The sequence below is a fragment of the Streptomyces xanthii genome, assembly GCF_014621695.1.
Taxonomy (GTDB): Bacteria; Actinomycetota; Actinomycetes; order Streptomycetales; family Streptomycetaceae; genus Streptomyces; species Streptomyces xanthii.
On sequence record NZ_CP061281.1, the window covers coordinates 6,624,073 to 6,640,881 of the forward strand.

Sequence of the window (16,809 nt, forward strand, 5' to 3'; positions counted from 1 at the left end):
GACCGCTCAGAGGACCGTGAGGACTTCCCGCCATGACTGACCTGCCGACGCTGCCCGTCACCTTCCGGCCGAGCCGCACCCGTGCCATCCTGCACGGGCTCGGCGCCGCCAGCTTCGTGACGATCACCGCCGTCGCCCTGCTGCTCGGCGGACTGAACCCGGGGGAGCGGACCAGCTTCGTCTTCACCGCGGCCATGTTCTGGGGCGTCCTCGCGCTGCTCGCCCGGCCCAAGATCGTCGCCGACGACAGCGGCGTCACCGTCGTCAACGTCGCGCGCAGCCGCCGGCTCGCCTGGGCCGAGATCGTCCAGGTCAACCTGCGGCCCGGCGACCCCTGGGTGTTCCTCAACCTCACCGACGGCACCAGCCTGGCCGCCATGGGCATCCAGCCCGGCATCGCCAAGGAGAGCGCCATCCGTGACGCCAAGGCGCTCCGCGCCCTGACCGAGGCCCACAGCACCGTCCAGGGCTGAGGACTCCCCGCTTCGGGGCGGTCTCCGGGAAGGCTCAGGGCCGCGGGGCCTGCCGCACCACCCCTGTCGTGATTAATCTGGTGACGGGGCGCGCCTCGAGTGCCGCCCCGCCCCCGACGCGCCCCCACGGGCGGCCGGGGGCTCCGACTGACTTAGGAGTGACTCCCTCCAGCGATGGACGGATCGTCCGGTAGTACCTGCGCCGCCCCCTCCCGACATAGCGCGCCCCGCGCGCTGACGTCACCGGAGGCGGCGGCATGACCATCCCGTTGCTGCTTCTCGCGGCCGCCTTCCTCCTGATCCTCGCCAACGGCTTCTTCGTGGCCGCCGAGTTCGGCCTCGTCACGGTGGAGCGCCCCGACGCCGAGCAGGCCGCCGCCGCCGGCGACAAGCGGGCCCGCACCGTCGTGGCCGCGCTCAAGGAACTGTCCTTCCAGCTCTCCGGCACCCAGCTCGGCATCACCATCACCTCACTGGTCGTCGGCATGCTCGCCGAGCCGGCCCTCGCCGAACTGCTGCACGGCCCGTTCACCGCCGTCGGCGTCCCCGAGGGCGCGGCGCGCGGCATCAGCGTCGTCGTCGGCATGCTCCTCGCCGCCGCCGTCCAGATGGTGATCGGCGAACTCGTCCCGAAGAACTGGGCGGTCTCCAAGCCGCTGCAGGTCGCCCGCTTCGTCGCGGGCCCCCAGCACGTCTTCTCCCGCCTGTTCCGCCCGGTCATCGCCGTCCTCAACGCCGTCGCGAACCGCCTGGTGCGCGCCCTCGGCGTCGAACCGGCCGACGAGCTGGCCTCCGCGCGCACCCCGGGCGAACTGGTCTCGCTGGCCCGCCACTCGGCGCAGGCCGGCGCCCTGGAGCAGGACACGGCGGACCTGTTCGTCCGCACCCTGTCGCTCGCCGAGCTCACCGCGCAGCACGTCATGACCCCGCGCGTGAAGGTCAGCGCCCTCCAGGCCTCCGCGACCGCCGAGGACGTGGTCAACCTGACCCGCGCCACCGGCCTGTCCCGCTTCCCCGTGTACCGGGAGCGGATCGACGAGGTCGTCGGCATGGTCCACCTCAAGGACGCCCTCGCGATCCCCGCGCACGAGCGGCTGCGCACCCCCGTCGCCCGGATCGCCCAGGCCCCGCTCCTCGTCCCCGAGACGCTCCCGGTGCAGCCGCTGCTCGCGCGCCTGCGCAGCGAACAGCCCATCGCGGTCGTCGTAGACGAGTACGGCGGCACCGCCGGCGTCGTCACCCTCGAGGACATCGTGGAGGAGCTCGTCGGCGAGGTCCGCGACGAGCACGACCGCCACGACCTGCCCGAGCTCGCCCCGCTGCCCCCGGAGGACGGCCGCCCCGCCTGGGAGGCCGACGGCAGCTGCCGCGTCGACGTCCTGCGCCGCATCGGCCTCGAAGCACCCGACGGCCCGTACGAGACCGTCGCCGGACTCGTCGCCGACCTGCTCGGCCGCATCCCCGCCGCCGGCGACAGGGCCGAGCTGCCCGGCTGGCGGCTCGCCGTGCGCCAGGTCGACCACTACCGGGCCGAGCGGGTCCGGATCGTCCGGCTCGCGGACGCCCCGCAGCCCGTCCTGGAGGCGGCCCGATGAGCGCCCTGCAACTGTTCTTCGCCGCGCTGCTGGTGCTGGCGAACGGGTTCTTCGTCGGCGCCGAGTTCGCTCTCGTCTCCGTGCGCCGCAGCCAGATCGAACCCATTCCGGGCAACCGCGCCCGCCAGGTCCTCTACGGACTCGAGCACCTGCCCCAGATGATGGCGGCCGCCCAGTTCGGCATCACCGTCTGCTCACTGACGCTGGGCGCGGTGGCCGAGCCGACCGTCGCCCGTCTTCTGGAGCCGGTCTTCGAGGCGGTCCACCTGCCCGAGGGCATGATCCACCCCCTCGGCTACGTGATCGCGCTCGCCGCCGTCGTCTTCCTCCACCTCGTCATCGGCGAGATGGTCCCGAAGAACCTGGCGATGGCCGCGCCCGAGAAGACGGCGCTGTGGTTCAGCCCCGGGCTCGTCGCGTTCGCCCGCCTGTGCAAGCCCGTCACGATCGCCCTCGGCGCCTGCGCCCGGCTGGTCCTGCGGCTCTTCCGGGTCGAGCCCAAGGACGAGGTCGAGGCCGTCTTCACCAGCGAGCAGCTCAACCGCCTCGTCGAGGACGCGGGCCAGGCCGGCCTGCTCGGACCCGAGGAGCAGGAACGGCTCGAGGACGCGCTCGAACTGGGCTCGCGCCCGGTGACGGACGTGCTCCTGGCCCGCCCCTCCCTGGTGACGGTCGGCCCGTCCGTGACCCCCGCCCAGATCATCGAACTGACCGGCCGCACCGGGTACTCCCGGTTCCCGGTCTGCGCGGACGGCGGCGCGTTCATGGGCTACCTGCACGTGAAGGACGTCCTGGACCTCATCGACGGCCCGGACACGGACCGGGCGGTCCCGCAGCACCTGTGGCGCCCGATGACGACCCTGCGCTCCGAACTGCCGCTGGACGACGCCCTGACGGTGATGCGCCGCGCGGCCACCCACCTGGCCCAGGTCGCGGACGCGTCGGGCCGCGTCCTGGGCCTCGTCGCCCTGGAGGACGTCCTGGAGCTCCTGGTCGGCGAGGTCACCGACCCGACCCACCAGGTCCCGCCGGCCCGGACCCGTGTGGACCTGTCGGCCTGAGCGGGCCCCCTTTCGGCTTTCCCCCGGTGGGGGCTGGCCGCGCAGTTCCCCGCGCCCCTGAGATGCGCACTTCGTGCGCGATCTCATCGGTCGCCCCTGAAATGCGACGCGAAGCGTCTGCATTTCAGGGGCGCGGGGAACTGCGCGAGAAGCCCCACGGGCAGCACCCGGCGACGAACCGGTGAACCCACGGCGTGACCCGCCCTAGAACCCGGCACCCCCACGCGGCCCCCGCCCCGAGAGGACCTCCCCGTACGCCTGCATGAGATCGGCCAGCCGAAGCGTCGCCAGGTCGTCCCGCGTGGGCTCGACCAGATACCCGGTCAGCCGAAGGTCCCGGTACGCACAGGACTTCTCGTAGAGCGTCCGCAGGAACCGCCCGTTCCCGAGCTCGTCGATCCACCCCTGGTCGACCACGTGCCCGGCGATGGACCTCAGCTCCTCCAGCGCCTCCTCGTCCCACACGTCCCCGTTCTCCCCCGCGAGCACCTCCCCGATGGACGTGAGCTCGAGCGGCCGGTACGAGGGGAAGTCGACCCGGGTCGTGAAGCGGGACGACAGCCCCGGATTGGCGGCGAGCAGCCGGTCCATCCCCTCGGGATATCCGGCGAGGATCACCACCAGATGGTCCCGGTTGTCCTCGGCCCGCTTCAGCAGCACCTGAAGGGCCTCGTCCCCGTACGCGTCCCCCTTGCCGTACCCGGAGTTGGACAGCGCGTACGCCTCGTCCACGAAGAGGACGCCGCCGAGCGCCGAGTCGATCAGCTCGTTGGCCTTCACCGCGGTCTGGCCGAGGTACTCGCCGACGAGATCCGCGCGCTGGGCCTCCACGAGGTGATCGCCGCCGAGCAGCCCGAGCGCGTAGAAGACCCGGCCGAGGATGCGCGCCACGGTCGTCTTGCCGGTGCCCGAGGGCCCGGAGAAGACGAAGTGCCGCTTCGGCGGCTGAACGGGCAGGCCCTGACCGGCCCGCAGCCGCGCCATGTTCAACTGCGCGGACAGCGCCTTGACCTGGCGCTTGACCGGCTCCAGGCCGACCATCCGCTCCAGCTCGGCGAGCGCCTCCTCCAGCAGGGCGGGGTCCGCGGGCCCGGTGGGCAGCGGCGGCGGCACCGGCACCACGGCCTTCTCCCGCACGATGTCCGTCTCCTCGGGCGGGGGACCCGAGGACGCGCCCGGCGGCGGCAGGTCGGGGCCGGAGACCAGCAGATCGCGGCCGTCGCTCTCGTAGAGCGGGTCCACCGACTCCGCGCCGTCGAGGCCGTCCTGGTACCCGGTGAGCAGCGGTGCGAGATCGGAGCCGTCCGCGAGGTCGGCCAGGCCGTCGCCCTCGGAGATCGCGGCGAGCCGCGCGGAGGTGTCCATGAACGCGGGGTCGACGCGGTGGACGGCCCGGTACAGCGGCAGCGCGGCCGCCGAGCGGCCCGTGCCCTCGTGCGCCCGCGCCAGCCAGTACCGCAGTTCCTTGCGCTGGGGCTGCTCGCTGCGGCAGCGCATCAGTGCGGCGGAGAGCAGCGGCTCCGCCTGCCCGTACATCTCGAGCCGCACCCGGGCCATGCCGCCGAACAGGCCGGCCTCGATGCCGAGCAGCGGGTCGTCGATCAGCGCCTCGGTGTGCCGGACCAGCTGCTCCCAGTCCTTGACCAGGTAGGCCCGGCAGGCGTGCAGGAAGCGGACGTGCCGGTCCGCGTCGACCGGCGGCAGCGTGGCCAGGGCCCGGTCGAGCTCGGGCACGTGCCGGCCGTCCAGCCAGTGCGAGGCGTGCGCGAGTAAGAGATCACGCGGCTGCTCCAGCACCGGCTGCACCCACCAGCCCAGCCAGTACCAGGAGTTGAGCGTCCTGCGGTGCCGTGTGCGCTGCTCGCCGAAGCGGTCCCGGTGCCGGAACATCCGCAGCAGCGCCGTCGTCGTGTCGACCCGCAACGCGTGCAGTCCGAGCCAGCCGTCCGCCATGCCCGGATCGATCCGGACGGCGGCCTTGAACTCCTCCTCCGCCTGCGGATAGGCGCCCATCGTGTAGGCGTCGACGCCTCGCAGCCAGGCGAGGTCGGCCGGGCCCGTCGGCGTGCCGGTGCCGAAGTCCATCACGTCCCCCACATGCCGTGCCCCCGATGAACCGCTCTGTCTTGGACGGGAGTTGCCACGATGCGGACAGCGAGCCGTCCCAGGCCGCACCGAGAGGCATCGTACCCGCGCGGGCAGGGTGGACCGTAGGGCGCGAAGGGGTCGGATCGGGGCGATCGCCGAGGATCCGGTGCAGGTGGGGGCGGTGCCCGATGGTGACCCTGGGTGAGCAGGCGGCGCCGCGCCGAGACCGGTTTGCGGCTTTGAGGGCAGAACGAAGCCCCCGATCACGGGGGAACAACCGGGGGCTTCGCGTCTGCGGGGCGGCCTCCGAAGGCCGCACATTCAGAACGTAAGTCCTGTACGGCCCCTCGGTCAAGCGGAGTTGAGGCACTCCGGGAAACTCGTGGAAGGCGCTTTCCGAGGGGTCAGCGCACCGCTGGCGGACCTTCACGGTGAGTGACGGAACGGTGCTCCGGCGGGGTCACGGAGGGCCCTTGGCGCATCACGTACCCCTCCGGCTTCTCCTTGCACTCGCGCACCAATTCGTCCGCGAACGGCCAGGACGGGTCGAGGGCGAAGTGTGCGCGCTCCGCGGGGATCCACCCGTCCCAGAAGGCACGTTGGGGCTCACCGTCCCGGGCCCGCCCACGCGCCCAGGACGCCTCGGACGGCAGATCCAGCCACAGGAGCCGCGCCAGGAACGGCCGGATCGCGCTCCGTCCCGCGCCGACCCCTTCGATCAGCACCACGTCGGCGGCCGGAAGCGCGCGCACGGCACCGAACCGGCGCGCGTTCCAGTCGTACGTCTCGTAGTGCGCCGTCTCGCCCCGGGAGAGCGGCGCGAGCACCTGGGCGCGCAGCCGCTCGGTCCACGCGAACAGGGCGTCGTGGCTCGCGATGTCGTCGAGGCGCAGCACGGGCGCCCCGCCGAGCGCCGCCGCGAGCCGGGTCGTGAACGTCGACTTGCCGGAACCCGCGTGCCCGTCGACGCCGATCAGGCGCACGGGACCGCAGGAGGGCGGCAGCCGGCGCAGCCGGTCGGCGTACGGGGCGAGGGGTGCGTGCGCGTGGTCCACAGCGGTCAGGGTACGTGCCCGCGTACGCCGGTCGAGCAGGTGGCACCGCAGGTCATGCCAGTGGTGGAGACCAATATTGATGGGGTGACCGGAGGCGAAACGCTGGTGGAAATCCCGCTCCGGCGGCCATAGTTGGCGCACTGTTCCACCAGGAAGCACACCCCGCGTCCGCGCCTTCAGCGCCTCCCGCCCCGTCCGTACCGTCCGTCCGACCCGTCGACTGGGGGAACCACCTGATGACCCGACCCGATCCCGACACCGTCGAGCACCCCGAGTCCCGCATGTCCCGCAGAAGCCTGCTCGCGGCGGCCGCGGGCGTCGCGCTCGCCGCCACGGCGGCCGGTACCGCGAGCGCCGCGCCCCTCGCCCCCGGTGCGAAGGCGGCGCCCCGCGCCGTGGACAACCACGCGTGGGTGACCCTCGCCGACTGGCTCTCCGGCACCGGGCGCGGCACCCGCACCGTCGCCGGCGCCCGCCCGGGCCTGACCCTCGACCGCCCCGCGGGCACCCGCTCGTACACCGACCCGCATCTGAACCGGACGGCCGACTGGGAGTACGCGACCTGGACCTCGCCGGTCCACACGCTCTCCGTCCCCGCCACCGAGGTCATCGCCTCCTGGAACGCGCGCACCCCCGCCGGCACCTGGATCGAGGTCGAGCTGCAGGGCACGTACAGCGACGGCGGGAAGACGCCCTGGTACGTGATGGGCCGCTGGACCGCGGGGGACGACAAGGACGCCGACATCCGCCGCACCTCCGTCGACGACCAGAGCGACGGGAAGTCCAGCATCTGGACGGACACCTTCTCGATCGACGACGCGTCCTCCGGGCTGCGGCTCGTCTCCTACCGGCTGCGGCTGACCCTGCTGCGCACCCCGGGCGCCGACACCGCGCCGACCGTGTGGCGGCTCGGCGCGATGGGCTCCGACGTCCCGGACCGCTTCACCGTCCCGGCCTCCGCCCCGGGCCTGGCCGCCGAGCTGAAGGTCCCGCGCTACTCGCAGAACATCCACGCCGGCCAGTACCCCGAGTACGACAACGGCGGCGAGGCCTGGTGCAGCCCGACCTCCTCGCAGATGATCATCGAGTACTGGGGCCGCGAGCCCAGCTCCGACGACCTGTCCTGGGTGAATCCGGACTACGCGGACCCGCAGGTCTGCCACGCCGCGCGTTTTACGTATGACTACCAGTACGAGGGCTGCGGCAACTGGCCGTTCAACGCCGCCTACGCCGCCACGTACAAGGACCTGCAGGGTGTCGTCACCCGGCTCTCCTCCCTCACGGACCTGGAGACGCTGATCGCCGCGGGCATCCCGGCCATAACGTCACAGTCGTTCCTCAAGGAGGAGCTGACCGGCGCCGGCTACGGGACCTCGGGCCATCTGATGACGGTCATCGGCTTCACCGCCGACGGCGACGTGATCGCCAACGACCCGGCCTCGCCGAACGACCCGGCGGTCCGCCGCGTCTACAAGCGGCGCGAGTGGGAGAACATCTGGCTGCGCACCAAGCGCTACAACTCCACCGGCAAGGTCGTCTCCGGCACGGGCGGCGTCTGCTACCTGTACTTCCCGGCCCGGCCGTCGTCCCGCCAGCGCAAGGCGCTCGCAGCCGTGGGCGTGCGCTGACGGGCGGCCGCGCCGCCGCGTGACCAACGTCTCGGCCGCACCCGGCCGAGGCGGTGGCATGGTGGTGGGGGAGCCGCCGGGGAGACCGGCTCCCGGGGAAGCACCATCACGTCCACGAACAGCGAGACAGCCATGACCGCGAGCTCCGCCACCGCCCCCGCCTCCGCACGCACCCGCACGGGTGGCCCGCGGGAGGACGGCCCGAAGATCCTCGAGCACGTCCTCGGCTGGACCTTCGTGGTCGTGCTCGCGATGCTCGTGACCCAGCTCGGCTGGATGTGAGCCGTACATGACGGAGGGCGGGGCCCGGCGCAGCCGGACCCCGCCCCTCGTGCGTCTGGTGCCTCGCGTCAGCTGATGGCCTTGATCAGCTCACCGTTCGACGTGTCACCGGACAGCTCCCAGAAGAAGGTGCCGCCGAGGCCCTGACTGTTCTTGTAGTCCATCTTCCCGGCGATGGTCGCCGGGGTGTCGTAGGACCACCAGTTGGTGCCGCAGTACGCGTAAGCGGTGCCGCCGACCGTGCCCGTCGCCGGGCACTTGGTCTTGAGCTCCTTGTAGTCGTCGATGCCCTGCTCGTACTTGCCCGCCGCGGGGCCGGTCGCCGTGCCACCGGGCTTCTCCTGCGTCACGCCGGTCCAGCCGCGCCCGTAGAACCCGATGCCGAGCAGCAGCTTGGAGGCCGGGACGCCCATCGCCTTGAGCTTGGTGATGGTGGCGTCCGAGTTGTACCCGGCCTTGGGAATGCCGTCGTACGCGGTGAGCGGGGAGTGCGGGGCGGTCGGGCCCTGCGCGTCCCAGGCGCCGAAGAAGTCGTACGTCATCGGGTTGTACCAGTCGACGTACTGGGCGGCGCCCGCGTAGTCGGCGGCGTCGAGCTTGCCGCCCTCGGAGGCGTCGGCCGGGATGGCGGACGTGATCAGGTAGTCCGCGCCGAACTTCGAACGCAGCCCCGCCATCAGGTCCTTGTACGCGGCCCGGCCGCTGGTGTCGCAGGTCAGGCCGCAGGCGTTCGGGTACTCCCAGTCGATGTCGATGCCGTCGAAGACATCGGCCCACTTGGAGTTCTCGACGAGGTCGTAGCAGGACTGGGCGAAGGCGGCGGGGTTCTTGGCCGCCTCCGTGAAGCCGCCGGACCAGGTCCAACCGCCGAAGGACCAGAGGATCTTGAGGTCCGGGTGGAGCTTCTTGAGCTTGCGCAGCTGGTTGAAGTTGCCGCGCAGCTCCTGGTCCCAGGTGTCGGCGACGCCGTCCACGGACTGGTCCGCGGTGTACGCCTTGTCGGTCGCGGCGTAGGCGTCGCCCATCGTGCACTTGCCGCCCTGGACGTTGCCGAAGGCGTAGTTGATGTGGGTGAGCTTGTCGGCCGAGCCGGAGGTCTCGATGTTCTTGACGTGGTAGTTCCGGTCGTAGACACCCCACTCCGTGAAGTAGCCGACGACTTTCGAGCCGGCCGCCGCCTGGGGGGAGCCGGCGGTCTCGCGTGCGGTGGCGGTGCCCGCGGAGGCGAGCAGTCCGGCGCCGAGGACGGCGCAGCACGCGGCGGAGACGAGCGCCTTGAACGAGGCGCGCGGGAGGTGCGGTCGGAGCATCGTGTCTCCTCGTGGGGGAGGGGAGCGTGGGGGAAGTGGTGCTGGACCTGCGGGCAGGACACTAGAAGGACTAGACCAGTGCGTCAATGGTCCGAACCAATCCGCTCCGATTCCGGCCATGCGCCGGCCCGCGCTCTTGCGCGGTTCGAGCGCACGCGAAAAACTTTCAGTAAGCGGTCGTTAACTAGTGACGCGGGCTTCCGGATCGGGAATACTCAACACGCCGCAACCGCTGGTCAGCCGCTTCTGAGACCCAGAACGGCAGCATCGGTTCCGGTAGTGACCACCCCCGGTGGCGCCGCTCAACCCCGCGGCCGCCGCCGCAGCGCCCGCCCAGAGGAGAGCGTCGTTATGCCGGAGTCAGGAGTCGAGCGGCAGCTGCCGACGGACGAAGCCCGCGACCTGTTGCGGCTGGTCCGTGACATCGCCCAGCGGGAGATCGCCCCGCGCGCCGCCGAGGAGGAGGAAGCCGGGCGGTTCCCGCGCGACACCTTCGCCCTCCTGTCCTCCTCGGGACTGCTCGGCCTGCCCTACGACTCCGAGTTCGGTGGCGGCGACCAGCCCTACGAGGTCTACCTCCAGGTCCTCGAGGAGCTCGCGGCCGCCCGCCTCACCGTGGGCCTCGGCGTCAGCGTGCACTCGCTGGCCTGCCACGCCCTGGCGAACTTCGGCACCAAGGAGCAGCGCTCGGAGCACCTGCCCGACATGCTCGCCGGCGGTCTGCTCGGCGCGTACTGCCTGTCCGAGCCGGCCTCCGGGTCCGACGCGGCGTCGCTGCGCACCAAGGCGGTCCGCGAGGGCGGCGACTGGGTGCTCGACGGCACCAAGGCCTGGATCACCCACGGCGGCGTCGCCGACTTCTACACGGTCCTGGCCCGCAGCGGCGGCGAGGGCGCCCGGGGGATCACCGCGTACCTGGTGCCCGGTGACGCCGAGGGGCTGAGCGCCGCGGCGCCGGAGAAGAAGATGGGCATGAAGGGCTCGCCCACGGCCCAGATCCACTTCGACGGGGTGCGGATCCCCGACGCCCGCCGCATCGGGGACGAGGGGCAGGGCTTCCAGATCGCCCTGGCCGCGCTCGACTCCGGCCGGCTCGGCATCGCCGCCTGCGCGATCGGCGTCGCCCAGGCCGCGCTCGACGCGGCGATCGAGTACGCCAAGGGCCGCTCGCAGTTCGGCCGGCCCATCGCCGACTTCCAGGGCCTGCGCTTCATGCTCGCCGACATGGCGACGCAGATCGAGGCGGGCCGCGCGCTGTACCTCTCGGCGGCGCGGCTGCGCGACGCCGGACTGCCGTTCTCCAAGCAGGCCGCCATGGCCAAGCTGCTGTGCACGGACGCGGCGATGAAGGTCACCACGGACGCGGTCCAGGTCTTCGGCGGGTACGGCTACACGGCCGACTTCCCGGTCGAGCGCTACATGCGCGAGGCGAAGGTGCTGCAGATCGTCGAGGGCACCAACCAGATCCAGCGGATGGTCATCGCTCGTCACCTCGCGGGTCCGGAGACTCGCTGAGCGCTCCGCCGAACTCCCCGGTCCGCACGGTGGGCGCGACCAGTCGCGCCCACTCGGGGTCCGGTCGCCCCGGCAGTGTCCGCCCCCGGTCGGCCCAGGAGGCGAGCAGCTCCCGGTAGATCGGCGGGTCCTGCGGTTCGGGGACGCGCGCCGCGGGCTTGCGGGAGGCCCGCTGCTGAACCGATTCTGCGGGGGCCGGGACGAGGGCGCGCCTGCGGCGTCCGGTGGGCGCGGGGGCGGCGGTCTGCGTCGGGGTCATGCCAGGTCAACGGCCGCGGCCGCATTGGAGTCACCTCCGGCGCCTATCGAGCGTGAGTTCGTGGCATAACCGTGCGCGTGCCCGGGAGGCGCCGCCGTGCGGGTGCGATCAGCCGCGTGCGACGCGTGCGACGCGTGTGCGCCGCGCAATCGGCGCGGGCCCTCGCGCGGGCCTTTGACGAGGGCCTGCGGTGCATGTCTTCGGTGCAGGCCTGAAGGCGGCGCGCGGCGCCGGCCCGGCAACCCCGCCCCCGCATCTGGTGCCCGCCCGTGATCTGACGTACCGTCAACTCCGCCGCCGGGCAGGCCGTACCCCTCCGGGCGACGTCAACTGCCGTGCGCCGGAGGAGAATTGCCGTGGCCGAAGACGACCGTCCCGTGGCTCTCGACGAGTACCCGATCCATCAGGTGCCGCTGTCGATGAAGCACGTCGCCACGAGCGACCGCAACGCCTACGACCGGTGCATCTTCCATCTCGTCGACCCCACGGGCGAGTTCCTGCTCATCCTCGGACTCGGCGTCTACCCCAACCTGGGGGTCGTCGACGCCTACGCCACCCTGCGCGTCGGCGACACCCTGCACGCCGTGCGCGCCTCGGACGCGCTGAGCGACGAGACACGCATGGAGCTGAGCGTCGGCCCGCTGCGCATCCACGTCGAGCGGCCGCTCCACGACTTCGTCCTGAGCTGCGCCGCCGACCCGGACGACCCCGACGGACTCTCGTGCGAGATCCACTGGAGCGCCGACTTCCCCGCCCTGTGGGAACCGCACCACCTCCAGCGCCGCGGCGGCCGCCTCACCCTGGAGGGACGGCGCTTCGTACAGGCCGGACACTGCGACGGCCGGCTCCGCGTCGGCGGCCGCGACGTCGACGTACGGGGCTGGACCGGCACCCGCGACCGCAGCTGGGGCGTGCGGCCCATCCCCGGTGAGGAGGGCGGGCGGCTCGCGCAGGAGAACCCCGCCGAGGGCTTCCACTGGATCTGGGCCCCGGTGCGCTTCGCCGACCGCTTCCTCATGGTCGTCCTCCAGGAGGACGCCGACGGCTTCCGCACCCTCAACGACGCCACCCTCGTGCGCCCCGGGCACCGCGACCGCCAACTCGGCTGGCCCCAGGCCGACATCACCTACCGCCCCGGCACCCGCCACCCCGAGCGGGCGGTCGTCCACCTCACCGACCCCGTCGACCGCAAACCCCTGGAACTCGGCGTCGAGATCCTCGCGTCCTCACCGCTCGCCGTCGGCGCGGGCTACCCGCCGGCCGACGACTGGCAGCACGGCACCTGGCAGGGCCGCGACTGGACCGACCGCCGCGCCTACGACCTCTCCGACCCCGCCGCGCACCCGCTCGCCGGTTACGGCGTCATCGACCACGCGGCCCGCTTCACCCTCGACGGACAGGTCGGCCACGGCATCTTCGAGCACGGCAGCTTCGGACGGCACGACCCCAGCGGCTTCACCGGCTTCGACTCGACGGCCCCCGCCCGTCCCTGAGCCCCGGACCGGGCCGCACCACCGACATCTGAACACCGGTACACACAGAGGGAGTCCGGCCATGGCCACGGCACCGCGCCCCCGCACCTCCACCCGCGACCCCGAGGAGCTCGCCCGCCGGCTCTGCGCCTGGCTGGACCGCCGGCTGCCGGGCGCCCGCGCGGTGAACGTCGCCGTCCCCGAGTCCAACGGCATGTCGAGCGAGACGCTCCTCTTCGACATCGAGCACCCGGATCCGCCCGTGCGGGCCTGCGCCCTCCGGCTCGCCGCCGACCCCTCCGCGTACACGATCTTCCCCGAGTACGACATGCCGCGGCAGTACCGCACGATGCGCCTCGCCGCCCGCACCGGACTGCCCGTGCCCGCCGTGCTCTGGCTCGAGGAGGACCCCGAACCGCTCGGCGCGCCCTTCTTCGTCATGGAGCGCGTCGCCGGCCGCGTACCGCCCGACGTCATGCCCTACACGTACGAGGGGAACTGGCTGCACGCCGCCACCGACGCCGAGCGCGCGGAACTGGAGGACGCCAGCGTCCGCCTGCTCGCCCGGCTGCACGACGGCGTCCCCGCCAAGGACGCCGGCTTCCTGGAACTGCCCGGAGAGGGCAGCCCGCTGCGCCGCCACGTCGACGCCCAACGCGCCTACTACGCCTGGGTGGTGGAGGGCCGGCCCCGCTCACCCCTGATCGAGAGCGCCTTCGACCGGCTCGCGCGGCTGTGGCCGGACGAGGAGGGCGAGGCGGTGCTCAACTGGGGCGACGCCCGCATCGGCAACGTCATCTACGACGGCTTCACCCCCGCCGCGGTCCTCGACTGGGAGATGGCGGCGCTCGCCCCGCGCGAGGTCGACCTCGGCTGGACCGTCTATCTGCACCGCTTCTTCCAGGACCTCACCGAGAGCTTCGGCCAGCCCGGACTGCCCGGCTTCCTGCGCCGCGACCACGTCGAGGCCCGCTACGCGGACCTGACCGGACACACCCCGCGCGACATGGACTTCTACACGCTCTACGCGGCCCTGCGGCACGCCGTCGTGATGCTCCGCGTCGCCTACCGGCAGGTGCACTTCGGCGAGGCCGCCGTACCCGCGGATCCGGACACACTGATCCTGCACCACGACAGTCTGCGGGCCATGGTGCAGGGCAGTTACTGGAACGGGCGGGACTGAGCGCGCGTCAGGCCGCGCGGCGGTCCCGCTGCCGGGGCACCTGGATCGGGCGCGAACCGGGGCCGCCCACGTGCGAGAACGGCTGCGTGCGCCAGTCGAGCCCCTGAGGGAGCGTCAACAGCAGCGCGGTGTCCTGCTCCTGGGCACCGGTCAGCTCGTCCGCAGCGGCCGCGTCCGCGGCCGCGCGACCGGTGCCCGCGCACACGGTGAGCCCGAACGGGTTCCACGCCGAGGTCACGTGCGCGTGCTCGGGCAGCACGTCCTCGTCGGCCAGAAGGGCGATGGGCTGCGAGCAGTCCGGGCAGATCACCCGGTACATCTCGAAGGTGTCGTACGCGTCGAGGTCGTCCCCGTCGAAGACGTCGGGTTCGACGCCCTCCGGCTGGGGCTCGACGACCGCCTGCTTGCGGCCGCGTGCGGCAGTGCGTCCGGGACGCTTCACACTCTGCATGGGAATCTCCCCCTCGGGTGGGCCGGCCGCGGATGTCCTTGAGTCGCGGGCCTCGGCCACAGCAAGCACTTCCCGCCCGGTACCCGGGGTAATCGCGCCATGCCCGCGGACACGGCTCCAGGCGTGTGGTCTTGGTCACATGCCGTGTGGGTGTGCCGGATGCGAGGTAGGCGAGAGGCCCGCTTCACCCCGTTCCGGGCGGCCGGCTGCGCCGCTCCGGTATCCGGCGGGATCAAGTGACCGGTAGGTTCGTCGCCATGGAGGAGCTCGACCGACAGATTGTGCAGCTGCTCGTCAAGGACGGGCGGATGAGCTACACCGACCTGGGGAAGGCCACGGGCCTGTCCACCTCGGCGGTGCACCAGCGCGTGCGCCGGCTCGAACAGCGCGGCGTGATCCGGGGCTACGGCGCGATCGTGGACCCCGAGGCGGTCGGGTTGCCGCTCACCGCGTTCATCTCGGTGAAGCCGTTCGACCCGAGCGCCCCCGACGACATCGCGGAGCGCCTCGCCGGCGTCCCCGAGATCGAGGCCTGCCACAGCGTCGCCGGAGACGAGAACTACATCCTCAAGGTGCGCGTCGAGACCCCCCTCGAGCTGGAGAACCTGCTGACCCGGGTCCGCTCCCTCGCCGGCGTCTCCACCCGCACCACGGTCGTCCTCTCCACCCCCTACGAGGCCCGCCCGCCCCGCATCTGACCCCGCGACGCCCGCGGCGCCGCTCCCGCAGCGCGACATTTGGGACCCCGGCACCGGACCGGGGCACCCCGCGCGGGAGACTGTCCCCATGAGCACGCCCCCCAGCACCCGTACCGTCCTCCTGCGCCGCGGCGAGGTCCACAGTCCCGCCGACCCCTTCGCCACCGCCATGGTCGTGGAGGCCGGGCACGTCGCCTGGGTCGGCTCGGAAGGCGCGGCGGACGCGTTCGCGGACGGGGTCGACGAGGTCGTCGACCTCGACGGGGCGCTGGTCACCCCGGCGTTCACCGACGCCCATGTGCACACCACGTCGACCGGCCTGGCCCTGACCGGCCTCGACCTGACCGGCGCCCGCTCCCGCGCCGAGGCACTGACCCTCGTACGGCAGCACGCCGACGACCACCCCGAGGACCGGGTGCTGCTCGGCCACGGCTGGGACGCCGCGCGCTGGCCCGAGGACCGTCCGCCGTCGCGCGGGGAGCTCGACGAGGCCACCGGCGGCCGCCCCCTGTACCTCTCCCGCATCGACGTGCACTCCGCCGTCGTCACCACCGCCCTGCTCGACCTCGTGCCCGGCGTCGCGGACCGCCCCGGCTTCAGCCCCGACGGGCCGCTCACCCGCGACGCCCACCACGCCGTCCGGGCCGCCGCCCTCGGCGCGGTCGGCTCCCGCCAGCGCACCGAGGCCCAGCGCGCCGCCCTGCGCCGGGCCGCCTCCCTCGGCATCGGTTCCGTCCACGAGTGCGGCGGCCCCGACATCTCCTCCGAGGACGACTTCACCGGGCTCCTCGACCTCGCCCGCTCCGAGCCGGGCCCCCGCGTCGTCGGCTACTGGGCCGACCGGGACATCGAGCGCGCCCGCGGCCTCGGCGCGCTCGGCGCCGCCGGCGACCTCTTTGTGGACGGCGCCCTCGGCTCCCACACCGCGTGCCTGCACGAGCCGTACGCCGACGCCGCGCACACCGGCACCGCCTATCTGAGCGCCGAGGACGTCGCCGCCCACGTCGTCGCCTGCACCGAGGCCGGACTCCAGGCCGGCTTCCACGCCATCGGCGACGCCGCGGTCACCGCGGTCGTCGACGGGGTGCGCGCCGCCGTCGACAAGGTGGGCCTCGCCCGCGTACGGGCCGCCCGGCACCGCGTCGAGCACGCCGAGATGCTCAGCCCCGAAAGCATCGCCGCCTTCGCCGAGTTCGGCCTCACCGCCTCCGTGCAGCCCGCCTTCGACGCCCTGTGGGGCGGCGCGGAGGGCATGTACGCCGACCGGCTCGGCGCCGAGCGCGCCCGTGCCCTCAACCCGTACGCGGCCCTGCTGCGGGCCGGTGTGCCGCTCGCCTTCGGCTCCGACAGCCCCGTCACCCCGCTGGACCCGTGGGGCACCATCCGCGCCGCCGCCTTCCACCGGACCCCCGAGCACCGGGTGTCCGTCCGCGCCGCCTTCACCGCGCACACCCGCGGCGGCTGGCGCGCCGTCGGCCGCGACGACGCGGGCATGCTTGTGCCCGGCGCCCCCGCCGACTACGCCGTCTGGCGCACCGACGAGCTGATCGTGCAGGCGCCCGACGACCGGGTGGCCCGCTGGTCCACCGACCCGCGCTCCGGCACCCCCGGCCTGCCCGACCTCACGCCCGGCGCCCAACTGCCGGTCTGCCTGCGGACGGTGGTCTCCGGTCAGACCGTCTTCGTACGGCCGGAAGAGTGATGTGCGCGGGCGGTGTGCGACCCGCTCCGGATCGGCA

The 16,809-nt window shown here is 72.9% G+C and carries 15 protein-coding genes; 10 read left to right on the plus strand and 5 right to left on the minus strand.

All coding sequences use genetic code 11. The features are described 5' to 3' along the window. The first annotated feature begins 32 nt into the window (after nt 1-32). The 3 genes from IAG42_RS29895 to IAG42_RS29905 all read left to right on the plus strand — a co-directional run bounded on the left by IAG42_RS29895 (nt 33) and on the right by IAG42_RS29905 (nt 3,129). Nucleotides 33-473: a PH domain-containing protein gene (locus IAG42_RS29895; RefSeq protein ID WP_188340063.1), complete on the plus strand. Its 441-nt coding sequence runs from the start codon at nt 33-35 to the stop codon at nt 471-473. Between the two features lie 257 nt (nt 474-730). Beyond that, nucleotides 731-2,068, plus strand: a complete 1,338-nt coding sequence (locus tag IAG42_RS29900; RefSeq protein ID WP_188340064.1) for a hemolysin family protein — start codon at nt 731-733, stop codon at nt 2,066-2,068. After that, nucleotides 2,065-3,129: a hemolysin family protein gene (locus tag IAG42_RS29905; protein WP_188340065.1), complete on the plus strand. Its 1,065-nt coding sequence runs from the start codon at nt 2,065-2,067 to the stop codon at nt 3,127-3,129. Before IAG42_RS29900 ends, IAG42_RS29905 begins: the two co-directional genes overlap by 4 nt. A 204-nt stretch (nt 3,130-3,333) precedes the next feature. On the opposite strand, the gene IAG42_RS29910 is transcribed toward IAG42_RS29905, so the two are convergent. Then, nucleotides 3,334-5,214 carry an AAA family ATPase gene (locus IAG42_RS29910; protein WP_188340066.1) on the minus strand — a complete coding sequence of 627 codons (1,881 nt, stop codon included), beginning with the start codon at nt 5,212-5,214 and terminating at the stop codon, nt 3,334-3,336. 407 nt (nt 5,215-5,621) lie between these two features. Further along, entirely contained in the window at nt 5,622-6,272 is a 651-nt protein-coding gene (locus IAG42_RS29915; protein WP_188340067.1) for a uridine kinase family protein, read from the minus strand. A gap of 236 nt (nt 6,273-6,508) precedes the next feature. Here IAG42_RS29915 and IAG42_RS29920 point away from each other — a divergent pair, with 236 nt between their 5' ends. Further along, the gene (locus tag IAG42_RS29920; protein ID WP_188340068.1) at nt 6,509-7,900 is read left to right on the plus strand and encodes a peptidase C39 family protein; all 1,392 of its coding nucleotides are present in this window, start codon (nt 6,509-6,511) and stop codon (nt 7,898-7,900) included. Nucleotides 7,901-8,032: 132 nt separating this feature from the next. Beyond that, nucleotides 8,033-8,182 carry an SCO1431 family membrane protein gene (locus IAG42_RS29925; RefSeq protein ID WP_188340069.1) on the plus strand — a complete coding sequence of 50 codons (150 nt, stop codon included), beginning with the start codon at nt 8,033-8,035 and terminating at the stop codon, nt 8,180-8,182. A gap of 68 nt (nt 8,183-8,250) precedes the next feature. On the opposite strand, the gene IAG42_RS29930 is transcribed toward IAG42_RS29925, so the two are convergent. Continuing rightward, nucleotides 8,251-9,492, minus strand: coding sequence for a glycoside hydrolase family 18 protein (locus IAG42_RS29930; protein ID WP_188340070.1), 1,242 nt, complete (start codon nt 9,490-9,492; stop codon nt 8,251-8,253). A 351-nt stretch (nt 9,493-9,843) separates the two neighbouring features. On the opposite strand from IAG42_RS29930, the gene IAG42_RS29935 reads away from it, so the two are divergent. Next, entirely contained in the window at nt 9,844-11,007 is a 1,164-nt protein-coding gene (locus IAG42_RS29935) for an acyl-CoA dehydrogenase family protein (RefSeq protein WP_188340071.1), read from the plus strand. Here the strand turns inward: IAG42_RS29935 and IAG42_RS29940 are convergent. Then, nucleotides 10,970-11,266, minus strand: a complete 297-nt coding sequence (locus tag IAG42_RS29940) for a hypothetical protein (protein ID WP_188340072.1) — start codon at nt 11,264-11,266, stop codon at nt 10,970-10,972. The genes IAG42_RS29935 and IAG42_RS29940 overlap by 38 nt on opposite strands. Before the next feature lie 356 nt (nt 11,267-11,622). Between IAG42_RS29940 and IAG42_RS29945 the strand changes: the two genes are divergently transcribed. Further along, nucleotides 11,623-12,759, plus strand: a complete 1,137-nt coding sequence (locus IAG42_RS29945; protein WP_188340073.1) for a hypothetical protein — start codon at nt 11,623-11,625, stop codon at nt 12,757-12,759. A gap of 61 nt (nt 12,760-12,820) precedes the next feature. Next, entirely contained in the window at nt 12,821-13,921 is a 1,101-nt protein-coding gene (locus tag IAG42_RS29950) for a phosphotransferase family protein (RefSeq protein WP_188340074.1), read from the plus strand. 7 nt (nt 13,922-13,928) lie between these two features. Here the strand turns inward: IAG42_RS29950 and IAG42_RS29955 are convergent, their stop codons facing one another. Continuing rightward, nucleotides 13,929-14,372 (minus strand): hypothetical protein, encoded by a 444-nt coding sequence (locus tag IAG42_RS29955; RefSeq protein ID WP_188340075.1) that lies wholly within the window; start codon nt 14,370-14,372, stop codon nt 13,929-13,931. Between the two features lie 257 nt (nt 14,373-14,629). Between IAG42_RS29955 and IAG42_RS29960 the strand changes: the two genes are divergently transcribed. Both IAG42_RS29960 and IAG42_RS29965 read left to right on the plus strand, forming a co-directional pair. Then, the gene (locus IAG42_RS29960; protein ID WP_188340076.1) at nt 14,630-15,070 is read left to right on the plus strand and encodes an Lrp/AsnC family transcriptional regulator; all 441 of its coding nucleotides are present in this window, start codon (nt 14,630-14,632) and stop codon (nt 15,068-15,070) included. An 88-nt stretch (nt 15,071-15,158) separates the two neighbouring features. After that, entirely contained in the window at nt 15,159-16,772 is a 1,614-nt protein-coding gene (locus IAG42_RS29965; RefSeq protein WP_188340077.1) for an amidohydrolase, read from the plus strand. Nucleotides 16,773-16,809 lie beyond the last annotated feature (37 nt).